The 15,759-nt window shown below is 63.7% G+C and carries 13 protein-coding genes; 4 read left to right on the top strand and 9 right to left on the bottom strand.

Translation table 11 applies throughout. The features are described 5' to 3' along the window. Positions 1–9 precede the first annotated feature (9 nt). The 3 genes from LB513_RS00840 (at position 10) to LB513_RS00830 (ending at position 3,417) form a co-directional block, all read left to right on the top strand. Positions 10–1,398 carry an MmgE/PrpD family protein gene (locus LB513_RS00840; RefSeq protein WP_224661550.1) on the top strand — a complete coding sequence of 463 codons (1,389 nt, stop codon included), beginning with the start codon at positions 10–12 and terminating at the stop codon, positions 1,396–1,398. A gap of 133 nt (positions 1,399–1,531) precedes the next feature. After that, positions 1,532–2,386, top strand: coding sequence for an S-formylglutathione hydrolase (fghA, locus tag LB513_RS00835; RefSeq protein ID WP_224661549.1), 855 nt, complete (start codon positions 1,532–1,534; stop codon positions 2,384–2,386). A gap of 194 nt (positions 2,387–2,580) precedes the next feature. Next, complete coding sequence (locus tag LB513_RS00830; RefSeq protein WP_224661548.1) at positions 2,581–3,417, top strand: amidohydrolase family protein; 837 nt, start codon at positions 2,581–2,583, stop codon at positions 3,415–3,417. Positions 3,418–3,514: 97 nt separating this feature from the next. Here LB513_RS00830 and LB513_RS00825 read toward each other — a convergent pair whose 3' ends face one another. Then, the gene (locus LB513_RS00825) at positions 3,515–4,519 is read right to left on the bottom strand and encodes a Tim44 domain-containing protein (protein ID WP_224661547.1); all 1,005 of its coding nucleotides are present in this window, start codon (positions 4,517–4,519) and stop codon (positions 3,515–3,517) included. A gap of 342 nt (positions 4,520–4,861) precedes the next feature. Between LB513_RS00825 and LB513_RS00820 the strand changes: the two genes are divergently transcribed. Then, entirely contained in the window at positions 4,862–6,508 is a 1,647-nt protein-coding gene (locus LB513_RS00820) for an acetolactate synthase large subunit (protein ID WP_224661546.1), read from the top strand. A 43-nt stretch (positions 6,509–6,551) separates the two neighbouring features. On the opposite strand, the gene LB513_RS00815 is transcribed toward LB513_RS00820, so the two are convergent. The 8 genes from LB513_RS00815 to LB513_RS00780 all read right to left on the bottom strand — a co-directional run bounded on the left by LB513_RS00815 (position 6,552) and on the right by LB513_RS00780 (position 15,664). After that, complete coding sequence (locus LB513_RS00815) at positions 6,552–7,721, bottom strand: substrate-binding protein (protein ID WP_224661545.1); 1,170 nt, start codon at positions 7,719–7,721, stop codon at positions 6,552–6,554. A 42-nt stretch (positions 7,722–7,763) separates the two neighbouring features. Then, positions 7,764–8,465, bottom strand: a complete 702-nt coding sequence (locus LB513_RS00810; RefSeq protein ID WP_224661544.1) for an ABC transporter ATP-binding protein — start codon at positions 8,463–8,465, stop codon at positions 7,764–7,766. Positions 8,466–8,467: 2 nt separating this feature from the next. Further along, on the bottom strand, positions 8,468–9,172 hold the full coding sequence (locus LB513_RS00805) for an ATP-binding cassette domain-containing protein (RefSeq protein ID WP_224661543.1): 705 nt from the start codon (positions 9,170–9,172) through the stop codon (positions 8,468–8,470). After that, positions 9,169–10,155, bottom strand: coding sequence for a branched-chain amino acid ABC transporter permease (locus tag LB513_RS00800; protein WP_224661542.1), 987 nt, complete (start codon positions 10,153–10,155; stop codon positions 9,169–9,171). Before LB513_RS00800 ends, LB513_RS00805 begins: the two co-directional genes overlap by 4 nt. Continuing rightward, positions 10,152–11,069, bottom strand: a complete 918-nt coding sequence (urtB, locus tag LB513_RS00795; protein ID WP_224661541.1) for an urea ABC transporter permease subunit UrtB — start codon at positions 11,067–11,069, stop codon at positions 10,152–10,154. The genes LB513_RS00800 and urtB overlap by 4 nt, the downstream gene beginning before the upstream one ends. After that, positions 11,014–12,138 carry a class II histone deacetylase gene (locus LB513_RS00790; RefSeq protein WP_224661540.1) on the bottom strand — a complete coding sequence of 375 codons (1,125 nt, stop codon included), beginning with the start codon at positions 12,136–12,138 and terminating at the stop codon, positions 11,014–11,016. The genes urtB and LB513_RS00790 overlap by 56 nt, the downstream gene beginning before the upstream one ends. A gap of 92 nt (positions 12,139–12,230) precedes the next feature. Continuing rightward, the gene (locus tag LB513_RS00785) at positions 12,231–14,942 is read right to left on the bottom strand and encodes a LuxR C-terminal-related transcriptional regulator (protein ID WP_224661539.1); all 2,712 of its coding nucleotides are present in this window, start codon (positions 14,940–14,942) and stop codon (positions 12,231–12,233) included. Next, positions 14,939–15,664 carry a GNAT family N-acetyltransferase gene (locus LB513_RS00780; protein ID WP_224661538.1) on the bottom strand — a complete coding sequence of 242 codons (726 nt, stop codon included), beginning with the start codon at positions 15,662–15,664 and terminating at the stop codon, positions 14,939–14,941. Before LB513_RS00780 ends, LB513_RS00785 begins: the two co-directional genes overlap by 4 nt. Between the last annotated feature and the right edge of the window lie 95 nt (positions 15,665–15,759).

The raw sequence follows: 15,759 nt of genomic DNA, 5'->3' as shown, positions 1-15,759 counted from the left end.
GACCGGCCTATGACCGCAGACATTTTTCAGCCTTCCGTGGCTGGCCTTTCGCGCCGACTGGCGGCTTTCGTGCACCGCTCCCGTTGGGAAGACATCCCGGAGCCGGTGCGCGCGCACGCGATGAGAGCGGTCTTCAACGGTTTTGGAACCGCGTTAGGCGGGTCGTCCGATCAGGCGGTGCTGCGGCTGACGGAAAGCCTCGCGCCGTTTTCCGCTGGCGAGGTCGCGACCGTCATAGGCCACGCTCAGCGGCGTGACGCATTGACGGCGGCCTTTCTCAATGCCGCGGCGATCAATGTATTCGACTTCGATGACACGCATGCGGGCACGATCATCCATCCCACCGCGCCGGTCTTGCCGGTCGTGCTGGCGCTGGCGGAAATTCTCGCGGTCAGCGGCGCGGAACTGCTGCACGCCTTCACGCTTGGGGTCGAGGTTGCCTGCCGTATCGGCAACGCCGTCTCGCCTGGCCATTACGACCGCGGCTGGCACATCACCTCCACCTGCGGCATCTTTGGCGCCGCCATGGCCGCCGCCAAGCTCCTTGATCTCGGCGAGGACGAGATGGTCTGGGCGCTCGGCAATGCGTCGGCGCAGGCGTCGGGTCTGGTCGAGACGCTGGGGTTCATGGCCAAGAGCACTGGGGTCGGCAATGCCGCGCGCGGGGGGCTCATTTCGGCCCTGATGGCGCGAAGCGGCGTCGAGGGCCCGCCAGCGCCGCTCGAAGGTCCCCGTGGTTTTCTCAGGGTCTGCTCTGATCATCCAAAGCCTGAACTGATCGAGGCCGGGCTGGGACAAAGCTGGGAAATCCGGCGCAACATGTTCAAGCCCTATCCTTGCGGTGTGGTGCTCAACCCCGTGATCGATGCCTGCCTCGCGGCTCGCGCCGCCCCCGATTTCTCAGTCGGTCGAGTTGCGGAGATTGTCGTCCGCGGTGCCCCCCTGCTCAAGGCTCGTGCCGACCGGCCCGAAGTCACGACGGGGCGGGAGGCGCAGGTAAGCGCACAGCATGCTGTGGCTGTCAGTTTGCTGCGCGGCCGTGCCGGCGCCGAAGAATTCAGCGATGCGTTGGTAAACGACCCGCTGGTTCGCGAATTGCGCGCAAAAATTCGCCCGGTCGAGATCGATGCCGGCACGCCAGTGGATGCGGCCCATGTCATGATCCGATATGCGGATGGCTCTCCCCTGGCGGTGTCCGAGAAGGTTGCGACCGGCAGCCTGGCTCGGCCGATGTCGGACCAGGCGCTGCGTGAGAAATTCGCTGCCCTCGCTCACTATGGTTGTCCGGCACTCGCCGTTGATCCCCTTGCCGACATGCTCTGGGCTCTTGCGGATCAGCAGAGCGCCGGCGATGTCATGAAACTTGCCCGACCTGCCGTCGCAGTGGCTGGCGCATAAGCATCTCTATCCCGAAGTGCGGTTGTTGCCCGGCCCCGCAGCCGAAGCAGGGCCGACTCACACCGCTTGCGGCTGCGGCGACCGATGCCGTAGATACACCGGCCGGGATCGGCGTTTGCTGGAGACGGATCACATGCCCGAACAGATGAAACACATCTCCATCGCCAAATCACATGGCGGCGTCCAGGGCGTTTACGCCCACACTTCCGAAGTCTGCGCGTGCGAAATGACGTTTGCCGTCTTCGTGCCGCCGCAGGCGCGCGAAACGCCTTGCCCGGTGCTGTGGTATCTGTCGGGTCTCACCTGCACCCACGCGAATGTGATGGATAAGGGCGAGTACAGGCGTTTGGCCGCCGAGCTTGGCCTGATCATCGTTTGCCCCGACACGAGTCCGCGCGGCGCCGGCATCCCCGATGAAAAGGACAATTGGCAATTTGGCTGCGGCGCAGGCTTCTACGTCGATGCGACCCAAACGCCCTATGCGAGGAATTATCGCATGTATTCCTACGTCGCCGAGGAATTGCCGGCCCTCATCGCGCGACAGTTTCCGGCCGATATGACGCGCCAAGCGATCTTTGGCCACTCGATGGGCGGTCACGGCGCGCTGACCATTGCGTTGAAAAACCCACAGCGTTTCAGAAGCTGCTCGGCCTTCGCGCCGATCGTGCAGCCGAGCACGGCGGGCTGGTCACGGCCGGCATTCGAGAAGTATCTCGGCAATGACGAGGCGTTGTGGCGCGGCTATGACGCCACGGCATTGATCGAGGATGGCTGCCGTTTCCCGGAATTCCTCGTCGACCAGGGTACAACAGACGGCTTTCTGAATGACGGGCTGAAGCCCTGGCTTTTCGAAGCAGCCTGCGCCAAGGCCGGCATTCCGCTGACGCTGCGCATGCAGGATGGATATGACCACTCGTATTTCTTCATCTCGACCTTTATGGACGATCATCTGAAATGGCACGGCCAGAGATTGTCGAGCCGCGCCTGATATAGCCACGCTCACCACCGCTTTACGTCAATCTCGACTTAGGTGAAACACTGCTGGGCGGGTGATGCTGAAATTCTGGACGTCCGGTTTCCTTGCATGCCAAGGCGTTAGAAACTGACAATCCATGCAGGCGTGGCGGAGAGCCCCGTCGAAGGCTAAGCGAGATGAATTAAAACGCCGGGAGGAGAACAGCCATGATCATCGACACGCATCTTCATCTCATCGATCGCTCGGCACTGCGCTATCCCTGGCTTGCCGGCGTGCCGGCGATCAATCGCGACTTCTCCTACGAGGAATACGCCGCGGAGGCGAAGCGCGTCGGGGTCGAGCGTGTGCTTCACATGGAGGTCGATGTCGATCCGGCGGATATCGAAGCCGAGACCGCTCGAGTGGAATCACAGTCGCGGCAGCCCGGCAGCATGCTGGCTGGAGCGATCGCGTCCTGCAGGCCCGAGGAGGCGAACTTTCCAGCCTATCTCGATCGCCAGCGGGCAAACCCTTTCGTCAAAGGGTTCCGCCGCGTCCTCCATGTGGTGCCGGACGACGTTTCGGAAGGAGGGCTGTTTCGGGAGAACATCAAGCGGCTGAGCGGTACGGGGCTGGTTTTCGATCTCGTCGTGTTGCCGCATCAGATCCCCAAGGCGATTGCACTTGTCGATCTGGCGCCCGACGTGATGTTCGTTCTCGATCATTGCGGCGTTCCTGACATCAAAAGCGGAGCCGAGCATCCGTGGCGCGCCCATATGAGCGAGATCGCCCGGCGTCCCAATGTCGCGGCCAAGGTTTCCGGCGTCGTTGCCTATGCTGGTCCCGACTGGACGGTCGAGACATTGCGGCCCTATGTCGAACACACGATCGGGGCCTTCGGCTGGGATCGCGTCGTCTGGGGAAGCGACTGGCCGGTCTGCACGCTTGGCGGCGGCCTCTCCACATGGGTGGCGGCGACACAGGCGCTGCTTACCGGCTGCGGAGATTCGGAACGAGACCGGCTTTTGCGGTCCAACGCTGTCAAACTATGGCGGCTGGAATAGCGCGGCGCCGCCTCGGATTCGGCCGCGGCTTGACGGTCGCGACCGTGGATCCGCGCGGACACGGACCGTGCCCGAGCGGCTTGCAGCGAGAACGGATCTAGGCTTGCTGTATCGCCGACAGCTTCCAGCTTGAGCCATTCTGGCGCGTGAATGTCCAGAGTTCCGTGGTCTCGGTCGGATGGTCCTCGTCACCCTCGACGAGCTTGCCGGTGGCGCGGTCGCGCTTCACGTCGCGCGATTCGTAGCGTAGGGCAGCCGTGGCGTAATCGCGGTCATCCTCGCGCCAGCTTTCGGCGATATCGGCCTGCAGTAAGGCGATGTCCGTGACCTCGTTGCGAAGACCTCTCTGAGCATTTTCGGCCAGCTCTTCCGACAAATAGGAAACCATCTCCGGCGTCACCGCGCGGCGCAGCGCTGCATGGTCCTCGCGCCCGAACGCTTCCTGGACGTCGGTCAACAACTGCTGGAATGCGTCGAGGTCCTTTTGATCGGGCGCGAAATCCTCAGATTCGGGGCCCGAAGAGCCTGCGCTTGAACCGCCACCAAAACCGGGAAGTGTGAAGGAGCCCGTCCTGTTTTCCCGTGCCGTGGCCGCCCGGTTTTCAAATCTCGACGCTTGGGCATTTCCGCCACCGGCGAACGCGGGCGCGGTGCCTCGCGACGATTGCGAGCGAAAGAAGCGGATCGCCAGCATGATCGCGCCGCCAATGAGCACGGCTTGAAGCAGGAAGCCGAACATGCCGGCAAGGCCGCCCAGACCCTGGCCCATCAACAGGCCGATCAGGCCGCCGAGCAGGAGGCCGCGCATCATCGTTCCGCCGAAGCCGCTCATGAAGCCCGGTCTCTGCAGGCCGGCCTGCGGCTGCCGGGCGGCAGAGTTGACGCCGGTATTTGGCGTCATCGAACGCTCGACCGGAGCGGTCGGCGACGGAGCGGTCCTGGTCGGCGGCGCCGATTGGAACGTGCGCGTACCGCGACTTCCGAAGCTGCCGCCGCGACGAGCTTCGGCATGATCCATGGCGACGAGTGAGAATGCCAGGAGCAGCCCTGCGAAGAGCGTTGCAAAGCGGCCTTTGCGAGAACCAGGAAGGCAGGATGTCATGCGGGGCTCCAAACCGAAAAAGAGATGAGCCCGCTTGACCGATAGGTTGGAAAACGGGCCCGTTAACGCGGTCCGACATCACAATCGCCACAAAGGCGACAGTCAGAGGAGCCCGGCCCGCGATCCGCATTTGGGAATGCAAGGCCCTACCTTCAAGGGCGACAGCGCCGAGCGAAGACTATTTGTTGTCCTCAATGACAGCCCATATTTGGTTTGCGCCGCCAACCGGGTTAATGAACCACGGCTTTGCTGTCGCCGTACGCGATGCGGCTTTGAAGCTTAGCGAGCCGTCGGCACTATGAGGTGTCCGATGGAATTTGCACGATGCTGGAGTGACCGCCCATGACCAAAGGCTCCGATCTGTTTGTCGCGGCACTCGAGAATGAAGGCGTCGAACGCATTTTCGGTATTCCGGGCGAGGAGAACCTCGATATCGTCGAGTCCATCCGCAATTCCTCCATCCAACTCATCCTCACCCGCCACGAGCAGGCCGCCGCCTTCATGGCTGCCACCTATGGCAGACTTACCGGCAAGCCGGGCGTGTGCATAACCACGCTTGGGCCGGGCGCGCTCAACCTGACGGCCGGCGCCGCCTATGCCCTGCTCGGCGCCATGCCGATGATCATGATCACCGGCCAGAAGGGCATCTTGTCCTCCCGGCAGGCCCGATTCCAGATCGTCGACATTGTCGCTGCGATGAAGCCGCTGACCAAGCTGTCGCGGCAGATCGTGTCGCCCAATATGATCCCGTCACTGGTGCGCGAAGCATTCCGCGTCGCGCAGGAAGAGCGTCCAGGCCCCGTGCATCTGGAACTGCCTGAGGATATCGCCGCGGCGGAGTGCGAACCCCTCGCACTGGTGCCGACGCATCCAGTCGAGCTGCCTGTGGCCAGCGCCGGTGCGCTCGACCGCGCCGCCGATATGATCATCCAGGCCCAGAGGCCGCTGCTTATGTTCGGCGCCGCCGCGTCGCGTCCGCGCTCGACGTCCGACATAGCGCGCTTCGTGTTGCGCACGCAGATCCCCTACTTCACCACACAGATGGGCAAAGGCACGGTGCCCGGGGGAACCGAGCTTTATATGGGAACGGCGGCGCTTTCGGAGCGCGACTATGTGCACGAGGCGATCGAACAGGCCGATCTGATCATCACCATCGGCCACGACACGATCGAGAAGCCGCCCTTCATCATGGGTGCCAAGGGACCGAAAGTGATCCATGTCGGCTACCAGTCGGCGGATGTCGAGCAGGTCTACTTCCCGCAGGCCGAGATCGTCGGCGATCTTGGTCCGTCGCTTGCGCTTCTGGCCGACCGCATAGAAGGCAAGATCCCTAATGCGGGCGCACTACTGCCGCTGCGTGAAGGCATCCTGAGCCGCATCGCCGCCCGCGCCACCGAGGATCGCTTCACGCCGCAGCGGATCGTGCATGATGTGAGGGCCGTGATGCCGTCCGACGGGATTCTTGCCCTGGACAATGGCATGTACAAGATCTGGTTCGCGCGCAACTACCGGACGCGTATGGCGAATACGCTTCTGCTCGACAATGCGCTGGCGACAATGGGGGCCGGCCTGCCATCGGCCATGGCGGCGGCGCTGCTTTACACGCAGGGGCGTGTCATGGCCATTTGCGGCGATGGCGGTTTCATGATGAACAGCCAGGAACTGGAGACCGCCGTCAGGCTCAAGCTCAACCTCGTCGTCCTGCTGCTGGAAGACCACGCCTATGGCATGATCCGCTGGAAGCAGGCTGTAGACGAATTCCCGGATTTCGGCATGACGTTCGGCAATCCCGACTTCGTCAAATACGCCGAAGCCTACGGCGCCAGGGGGACCAGGGTTACCGAAGTCGCGGCATTGCAGCCGGCGCTGGAACAGGCCTTCGCCGGCGGCGGCGTGCATCTTGTCGTGGTGCCCATCGACTATTCCGAAAACACCAGGGTGCTTGTCGACGAACTGCGCGCAAGACTGCCGGCGCCGCGGACGCCCTGACGGCGGCGAGGCCGCCGTCGGGGTGGTTGGACTTGTCGGGTAGCTACAGTTTGCAGTAAGGGGTCACAGGCGCGATGACGCCGAAATCCTTGACGATTTCGTAGCCGATGCCATCGGCCGCCGCCTTGCCGACATAGGAATGGCAAAGCGTGTGGTTGTTGGTGGCGTCGACACGGATCTTGCCTTGCGGCGCGTCGAACTCAATGGTCGGCAGCGCCTTCAGCACATCGTCGTCCTTCAGCGAGCCGGCCTTCTCGGCCGCCAGCGCGTAGAGATGCAGGCCGTTATAGCCGGCTTCGCCAATGCCATTGACCATCTTCTCCTTGCCGAATTTTTCGCGGAAGCTGGAAATGAACTTCTTGTTGACCGGATTGTCGAGCGCCATCCAGTAAGGCTGCGGCGCGTAGGTGCCGGCGGCCACGCCGGGCGGCAGCGCATCCTTGTTGAAGACCTCGTCGAGCGGTGCGATCAGCGGCTGTTTGATGTCAAAGGAGCGATACTGCTTGAGCTGGGTGACGGCGTCGTTGCCGACCACCATCGACCAGACCACGTCGGGCTTGAGCGACTTGATCTTCTGGAAGGCCGGGCCGAAATCCGTGGTGCCGAACGGATAGTAATCGGCGCCGACGATCTTGCCGCCGGCCTTCTCATAGGCCGCCGTGATCGCCTCGGTCATCTTTTGCGGCCACGCATAATCCGAAGCCATGATGTAGACGGTCTTGCCGAGGTTCTCGGCCACCCATGGCATCATCGGGTCGACCTGCTGCATTGGTATCGGGCCGGTCGCGACGAAATAGCGGTTGCATTCGCCGCCTTCGAAATTGGTCGGATAGAAGAACAGCTTTTTGGCCTTGGACGTCACCGACAGCGTAGCACTGCGCTCGGGCGAAATGATCGTGCCCATGATCACGTCGACCTTGTCTTCGTTGAGCAGTTTGCGGGCCTTGTCGATCGCGCCCTTGGTGGTGGTCTGGTTGTCCTCGATGAACAGTTCGACCTGGCGTCCGCCGATGCCGTTGGCGGCGTTGAGCTCGGCTGCGGCGAGTTTGTAGCAATTGAGCAGCGTTTCGCCGAGGATCGCCTGCAGCCCCGTGATCGGGATGGACACGCCAACCTTGACGGTATCAGCGGCACGCAGGATCGACGGCGCACCGACCACGGCAAAGGCAGCGGCGGCGCCGCCGGATTTCAGGATGGTTCTTCTGCTTATCATTTTTATGTTCCCTTTCAGTCCCAGACACGCCCCATGCGCGCCTTACAAAGCCAATAGATCCTTCAGCAGCGTCTCGTCGGCGAACGCCTCCGGCGCACCCTCATGGACGATCCTGCCCTTTTCCATCACCAGGCAGCGGTCGGCCGCCTTGAGAACGAGATCGAGATTCTGCTCGACCAGAACGATGGCGATGCCGCGCTCGCGGGCGATCCGCGGCACAAGCTCGGCGATCGACTGCACGATGTTGGGCTGTATGCCTTCCGACGGTTCGTCGAGCAGCAGCACCGATGGCAGGCCGCACAGGGCGCGGCCGATGGCCAGCATCTGCTGCTGGCCGCCGGAAAGCGTGCCCGCGATCTGCGCTTCACGTTCGCGCAGGATCGGGAAATAACCGAAGATGTCATCCGGAATGCCGCCGTCGCCGCGACCCTTAGCGGCGCGCGTGCCGACTTCCAAATTCTGCCGCACCGTCAATTGATTGAATATGCCGCGTCCCTGCGGCACATGCGCGATCCCAGCCCGCGCCCGACGGAAAGCAGGGGTGTTAGTGAGGTCCCGGTCACCGAGAATAACAGCCCCGCCGCTCGCGCGCAGCGCGCCGGCGATGACACGCAGCAGCGTCGTCTTGCCGGCGCCGTTGCGGCCAAGCAGGCCGACGACTTCACCGGGCGCGACGCTGATATCGATGCCGTTCAGCACCGGGAGCAGGCCGTAGCCTGCCGAAATCGCCAGCGTCCGCAGCATGATCAGCGCCTCCCCAGATAGACATCGCGGACCATTTCGTCGGTCTCGATGTCGTGGAAAGGACCGCTGCGCAGCCTTCGTCCCTGATGCAGCACCAGTGTTTCGCAGTTCAACGCCCGCACGAACCTTATGTCGTGCTCGACCGCGACGATCGAGAACTCGCCCTTGAGCCGCAACAGCATCTCGGCTGTCGCCAGCGTCTCCTGTGGGGTCATCCCGGCCGTGGGTTCGTCGAGCAGCAGCAGCCTTGGCTCGATCGCCAGCGCCATGCCGATCTCCAGCCATTGCTTCTGGCCGTGCGCCAGTTCACCGGCGAGCGCTGCGGCGCGGTCTCCAAGCGCGACCAGATCCAGCAATTCGCGCACCGGACGACCTGGGGACGGGACGCCCCAGCGCGCCACCTTCAGATTGTCCTCCACCGACAGGTTGGGGAAGATCGATGGAATCTGGAATTTGCGCGCGATGCCGAGGCGGGCGATGCGGTGCAGCGGCAGGCCGGCTATGTCGTGGCCCAGGAACCGCACGCTGCCGCTGGTCGGGCGCAGCGTGCCGGTCAGCACATTGAGGAAGGTGCTCTTGCCCGCCCCGTTCGGCCCTATGATGCAGCAGAGCTCCTTGTCGCGCACCGTAAGGTTCAAAGCCTCCAGCGCCTGCAGGCCACCGAAGCGGATGCCGACATTCTCGGCCTGGAGCAGGACATCGCTCATTGCGCGCGCCTCCGGCCCCTGAGCAGGCTTTTCAGCCGTGCATAGATAGAGAGGATGCCGTCGGGCAGGACGAAGACGATAATGACGAAGACGCAGCCGAGCAGCAGCGGCCACAAGCTCGGGTTGAAGCTGCTGATCGTCTGCTGCGCGCGCTGGATTAAGATCGCGCCGAGCACGGGACCCAGCAATGTGCCGCGTCCGCCCACGGCCACCCAGACGATAACCTCTGTCGACAGAAGCAACCCGGAAAGATCGGGCGCAACCAACCCGGCCATGCAGACATAGAGCGCGCCGGCAAGGCCGGCGATGGCGGCCGACAGGACGAAGGTTATCAGCAACCGCAAGGGCGCATTGTGGCCAAGCGCGGCTGCACGGACCTCATTGTCCTGGATCGCGGTCAGCACCGTGCCCCAGCGGCCGCGGCTGATCGACCACAGCGCCAGGACAACCGCCGCGACGATCGAAGCGACGAAGATATAGGAGGGCAGATCCTGGCTCAGATCGACCTGAGTAACGCCGACATCGAACGCGATCGGCGGAATGCCGATCAGGCCACTGTCACCGCCTGTAACGGAACTCCAGGACACGGCGGCCTGCTGGCAGATCACGCCCATGGCCAGCGTGACGATGGTGAAATAGCTGCCGCGGATGCCGCCGAAGAACAGGAAATAGCCAATGATGGCTGCAACGAAGGCCGCACCGGCCACGGCGCCCAAGACGCCGAGCAGGCTTGCGAACGGGATGGCGTCGTTGAGCGTGACCAGCGCCATGATGTAGCCGCCAATGCCGAAGAAGGCGGCGTGGCCGAAGCACAGGATGCCGGTGCGGCCCCAGAAGAAGTCGAGGCTTGCCGCGAACAGGCCGAAGATCAGCGCGTCGCGGATCACGGTCAACTGGTAGCCGTCGGCGAAAAGCGGATAGAGGATTGCGAGCACGACGCAGACGGCGAAGATCAGCAGCCAGTTGCGGTCGAGGGCCATCATCGCGATGCCCCATTGAACAGGCCATTGGGCCGCAGCCGGACGGCGACGATGGCGGCCAGCAACACCACAGCCTGCGCCAGGGACGGCGAGATCTGATAGTTCAGGATACTGGTCAGGCCGCCCACGAACACGCTGCCGGCGACAAGACCGCCGATCGAGCCGACGCCGCCGACGATGACGACGAAAAAGGCATTGGCGAGGTAGTTGACCCCCATCTGAGGCAGCACGATCGCCAGCGGTGCGACCAGGCCCCCTGCAAGCCCGGCGATGGCCGCGCCGAAAGTGAAGGCGATGGCATAGGTGCGGCGCGTGTTGATGCCGACGCCTTCGGCCATCTCGCGGTTCTGAATGACGGTGCGGATGTCGAGCCCGAACGACGTCCGGCTGATCAGCAGGACGACGCCGAGGAGAGTAAGCATGGCGATCGCGATCAGGATGAGCCGGTAGGCCGGATAGACGGTGAAGAACAGGTCGAACGTCCCCTCGATCGGCGGCGTCACCGGCTTTGCGCCGAGGCCGAAGGCCAACTCCAGCCCTTGCTGCAGGATCAGGCTGACGCCCCAGGTGGCAAGCACGGTCGAGACCGGCCGCGAATAGAGATGCCGGATGATCGCAAATTCGAGGATGCAGCCGACCACCGCGCCGGCGATGGGGGCGGCGGCAAGCCCAATCCAGAACGAGCCGCCCACGCTCTGCACGAAATAGACCGCGAAGGCGCCCACGGTGACGAACTCGCCATGCGCCAGATTGGTCACGTTCATCAGTCCGAAACTGATGGCCAGCCCGAGCCCGACAAGCATCAGGATGCTGATCAGCGTCAGCGCATTGAGGAGCGTGGTGACGACAAAATCCATCGCGTCAGGCAGCACTTGCCAGGCGCCGGCGCAGACCGGCGAGCAGACTTTCGGCGGCATCGATCACCTTGGCCTGGTGCGGCTGCAGGTCTTGCCCGGCCCATTCGTCGATGTGGTCCGACAGCGGATCGACCACCTCTGTGCGATGATTGGCCAGCGTCTCGATGACGGCATGGCCGCAGAACGGCACATAGCCTTCCGAGTAGCCGCCTTCGTGGCTCATCATCAGCCGTCCCTGCGAGGTCTCGGCGGCCAGCGCAACCATGCGGGCGGCGAGCCGCCGAAAGCACTCGCTGTTGAGCATCATGCGGCCGAGAGGATCGAAGCCCGAGGCGTCGAAACCGGAAGCGACGATGACGAGATCCGGCCGGAAGGCGCGCAGCGCAGGGGCGACGACACGGTCGAAGGACGCTTCATAGGCCCCCGTTCCGCTGCCGGCTGGCAACGGGATGTTGATGTTGTAGCCCTCGCCTTCACCCTTGCCATTGTCTGCCATCGCGCCGCGCCCGGTTGGATAGAGATTGTCCTGGTGCAGCGAAATGGTCAGCACGGACGGGTCGGAGTAGAAGATGGTCTCGGTGCCGTTGCCGTGATGCACGTCCCAGTCGACGATCGCGGCACGCCCGAGCAGGCCCTCATGCTGCAACCGCCGCACGGAGACGCCGATGTTGGAAAACAGGCAGTTGCCCAATGCCTGGTCGGGCTCCGCATGATGACCTGGCGGCCGCGCCAGCGCATAGGCATTGTCGACGCGGCCGGTCAGCACCGCGCGCATCGCGGCATAGGTGGTGCCGGCCGACAGCAGGGCGATGTCGAAACTGTTGACCCCGATCGGCGCCTGCGGGCCGGCGAAACCCGAGCCACCGCGTTCGCTGAGCATCCTGATGTCATCGATGTGACGTTGCGTGTGCACGCGCAGCAGGTCCTCGACCGAGACCGGCTCGGCAATGATCGGCACCAGATGGCGCGACAGGCCGCTGACCTGGATGAGATTGTTCAGGCGGCGTTTGGAGCCTGGTGATTCCAGATGGCGTCCCGGTTCCACGAAACGGCCTGGAGGCATCATGTCGGCGCTCGAGCCGGTGTCATGCCACATCAGCTGTTCGTGAAAAACGTAACCTGTCGCCATCAGCTATCGTCCTCTGAAACATTGATGACGCTAGCAGGCTAACGATCGCCTTGCCCGCCTCGAAAGGAGGGCCGCACATTTATCGACGCCCCCTACTTTCGGAGGGGTAGGAGATTTTCGGCGGCCTGGGCGGCACGCACCGCCTGGACACGGTTAGACACCGCCAGTTTGCCGAAAATGTTCTTCAGGTGCCACTTCACCGTCGTTTCGCTCACCGACATGGCAAGCGCGATATCCCGATTGGACATGCCCTCGCTCAGGCAGCGCAGCAACTCGCCCTCGCGCTGGGTTAGCCGTTCCTTTTCGGCCACCGTCAGGGCCGGCCGGCGTGCCGCGACAGGCTTTGTCTGCGCGGCATCGATGATGCGCGTGGCATAGGCGGACAGGGCAGGGTCCGTCCTCGCCTGGGCCGCCCGCAGCCGCATCAGCCCTTCGATCACAGGCCTTCCCTCGTCGACGAAGGAACGGATGAAGCCCGATGGCCGGGCAAGACGCAGCGCTTCGAGAAGATACCGATCGCCCTCGCGCTGATCGTGGCCTGCCGTCTTGGAGCGCAGGATCAGCGCCAGGATGTGACGGCGCACGCGGCCGCCCGTTCGGGTTCGCTCGATAAGCGCGTCGAGAATACGGGCCGCCTCGGTATGGGATTTCTCCGCTGTCAGCAGGCGGCCTTCGGCAAAGAACTCGAACTCGTTGGCCGTGCTCATGACCATCGAAGCGTCGGGCTCCTGGCTGCGGTGCTCGGCTAGGAGCGCGCGCGCCTCGGCGGTGCGGTTCTGGTCCAGCAGAACGCGTATGCGGTCATGGATGATCATCGATGCCAGCCGCCGGTAAACCGTGCCGCGCACGCGCTGATAGACCCGTTCGAGCATGTCCAGCGCCGCTTCGCTGCGACCGGTCAGCTGCAGAACACGGGCATAGGTCGGCACGCTCGCCAGTGGGTAGACGATCACCGCCGCACCCTCGATCAGTGGTCCGAGATTCTCGACCAGCGACAGCGCTTCGCCCGACGAATTGGTCTCGTAGGCCAGTTCGGCCAGCAGCGTCCCGGCCAACGCCTCGGCATAGGAGTTCGCGCCGATCCGCGCCCTGGCTTCGATGATTGCGTTGCGCAGCAGCCGCTCCGCCGCGGGCAGGCGGCCGGCCGAACGTTCGACGACCGCCATGTAGCAATTGGCGATGGTGATGCCGAGCAGGCTGCCGCTTCGCTCATGCGCCTGTCGCGCCGCCTCGATCGCGGCGCGCGCGCCATCGAGGTCGCCCAGCGCATAGAGGTTGTAGCCGATGACATTGGCGGTCGCGCCCTCCATGAACCACGCATCGGGCGCGATGACGCGCAAGGCGGCCAGCGCGGTGTCGCGGGCGTCCTCGAATTGCTCCAGCGTGCTGTGCACGGCGGAACCGAGCACAGCGAGTTCGGCCTCGATCGTGGTGCCGGCCATGGTACCCGGATCCTTGCCGTCCACCGGTCCGGTTGCGATCAGCGTGCGTGCGTTGCTCAGCGTCTGCGTGGCTATCTCGGGTTGGCTGCTGTGAACGGCCAGCCAGAGCACGACAAGCTGCAGCCGGATGCGCTGGTCGATCAGCTTCCTCGGCAGAAGAGCCAGCAACTGCCGCACATAGAGAAGCTGGCACTGGGCGATGAGTTCCAGCGCATTGTTCTCGATGAATACCGCCGCCCGAGCCTGGTCGCCGGCGGCCAGCGCGTGTCCGATGGCCTCCGTCAGCATCCTGCGTTCGCCAAACCATTCGGCGGCCGCCAGATGTAACGGCGCGATCATCTCCGGCTCGCGCCGCTCCATTTCGCGGCTGAGGAAGTCGCGGAACAGGTGATGATAGCGAAACCAACGCCGCTCCTCGTCGAGGGGCACCAGGAAGAGGTTGCGCGTCTCAATCTCGGTTATCGTTGCCTCCGCGTCGGCGGCGCGCATCACCGTCCGGCAAGCCTCGGCGCTAAACCGTTCGAAGATCGAGCTGTAAAGCAGGAATCTCGAAATGGCGGGCGGCAGTTCGAGGAATACTTCGCCCATCAGGAAGTCGGCGACATTGCGGTTGGCGCCGGTGAAATTACCGATCACGGTTTCAGGCGCATTCGCGGCACTGAGCGACAGCGACGCAAGTTGCAGCCCGGCGGCCCACCCTTCGGTACGCGAGCATAGGGTCTCCACTGTGCCGCTGCTGACGCTGAGGCCCAGCTTCTCGTTGAAGAACGCCGCGGCTTCGGAAGAAGCGAAGCGCAGGTCGTCCGGACCGATCTCGAAGACGTCGCCAAGCACCCTGAGCTTGCCGAGTTGCAGGTCGGGCAGGCCGCGCGAACCGATAACGAAGGCGACATTGGACGGCGCCTGCCGCGTCAGGCGTTCCATGAACCGCCTTACCCCTGGCGTCTCGATGGCGTGGTAATCGTCGAAGAACAAGGTGGTGCCGTCGGCGCGCGCTGCAAGCCCGTTCAGCAGTGCGGCGAGCACCACATCGAGCTGCGGGATCGGGCTGGACTGGAAAGCAAGGTCGAGTTCCGCCGGCGTCTGCATGAGATGGCGCAGGGCGCCGACCATATGGGAAAGGAAGGCGCCCTCGTCATTGTCCGATGCCTCGCAGGACAGCCACGCGGTAAGCCGGCCGTGGTGTGCGACCTCTGTGGCCCATTGCGCCATCGTCGTCGATTTGCCGAAGCCGGCGGGGGCCGCGAACAGCACGATCCGCGTATCGATATGCCGCCGCAATGCCGACAGGATGGTCTCGCGGCGGACCCAACGCCGATGATGCGGCGATGCATGCGTGGCGGGCGGCGGGGCTGTTTTCATCTATCTCCGCGTAGCCTGCGGCGTTGCGCGAGAGTGCGTGGCTGTGTCAGGTTGCTCGCCGCGTTAATTCCGCTCCATTCAGTTTCGATCAGCGGAATCTGCGGCGCGACCGTGCGCGGCAGGGTTCCCTTCAACCGGGGGTCGTCAATGATTTCAAATCCCGTGGCGAAAGGCACGAACCCGCAGGCGGCGTAGAAGCCGATGACACTGTGATGATCGAAGCTGCTGGTATGAAGCCAAACGCGGATCGGATCGAGGCGCCAAGCCAAGTCCAGCGCGCCGGCCATGAGCCGCTTGCCGAACCCGCGGCCGGTCAGGGCAGGCAACAGGCCGAAATAGGTAATCTCGATGTCGTTGTTGTCGGCGACGAAGAATTCGACCATGCCAAGATGCGCGCCGCTTTCATCATGACCGTAGTAAAGATGGACGCGCGGATCGGCGAAATGTTCGGAGATATCAGCGTCCGACATTTCGGAGACGCTGTCCCACAGCCATGGCGCCCCGATTTCAAAGAAGATCGCCCGATACGAAGCGCAGTCGGGATTGGTGATCCGGGTCATGAGCAGCGGCCGCGCCAGGCCGGGCTTCGGCGCACGGGCCTCCATCCATGTCACCGCATTGGCAAGCTTGCCCGCCGGCAGGCGTCTGTAGCCAGGGGCGAGATGGGTGATTTCGGCCGGTATCGAGTCTTGGATGATCAAGTCTTTCCTCTTCGCGTTCATCTCGATAGCAGTACCGGGTCGCGGCGGCCGTTGCCAACTGCCAACTCCGTGGCGGAATTGAATCGGCCCCTGTGGACTGACGTAAGTGCCGGCGC

The organism is Mesorhizobium sp. ES1-1, from assembly GCF_020164785.1.
Lineage (GTDB): Bacteria > Pseudomonadota > Alphaproteobacteria > Rhizobiales > Rhizobiaceae > Mesorhizobium.
Note: the sequence above shows the minus strand (reverse complement) of the source record. Positions and strands in the feature narration are given on the sequence as shown.